Annotated in this window: 1 pseudogene; it reads right to left on the bottom strand. The window is 44.1% G+C overall.

The features are described 5' to 3' along the window. Positions 1 to 503 (bottom strand): annotated as a pseudogene (locus tag HMPREF3192_RS07010) (hypothetical protein); the annotation flags it as partial. Positions 504 to 707 lie beyond the last annotated feature (204 nt).

The following is a 707-nucleotide window of genomic DNA, read 5'->3' as shown; positions in this document are numbered from 1 at the left end:
ACCACGGTCTCGTCCCAGGCGGGTTTATCGACTACCCAACGCTTATTTTGCCCAGGCTTTTTGCCTTGAGCTGTGCTTGCTTTTGTGGTGCTTGCGCTTTGTGAGTTGGAACTTGAAGAGCTAGAACTTGTGGAACCTGAAGTTGCTGAAGATTTTTCAGAAGAAGGGATGCTTGCGCCAGCGGAGGTGCCAGATCCATCTGAGGAGCTGCTTTCAGAAGATGTATTTTTAGAGCTTGTGCCCGACTGCGTTGCAGAAACATCATCTGTGGTTGCTATATTTTCACCCACCTCGCCAAGTTGGGTGGTCTTCTCGCTAGAAGAGGTTTTTGCAAGTTGCGAAGTAGCCGTTTTAGCACTATTAAGCTGCGCTTGGTGGTGGGATTGAGTAAGTGCGAACCCTGCGGTACCAACAGCTAAAAGTGCTACTAATGATGCGCCTACACACTCTTTTTTGTGGGTAGAGATCCATTGCTTGAAAGACTTACACCTGATGTTCTTCATCGGCTTCCTTTCCTGGAGCTGTAGGTGATATTTTGTTTTCAACGAGCTTAGCACATGGTGCTGACAGAACTTATTTTTGTGTTGTAACCACAAGAAGTAGCACAACTTTTATATCATCTTTATTATACCACCTAAGACTTATTCCGAACAATAAAATTTTAGGAAAAAATGAGGTATAAATACCCGTTTTCAAAATTTTAGGCG

The organism is Atopobium deltae, from assembly GCF_001552785.1.
Lineage (GTDB): Bacteria > Actinomycetota > Coriobacteriia > Coriobacteriales > Atopobiaceae > Atopobium > Atopobium deltae.
This window is presented reverse-complemented; position numbering and strand designations above follow the sequence as displayed.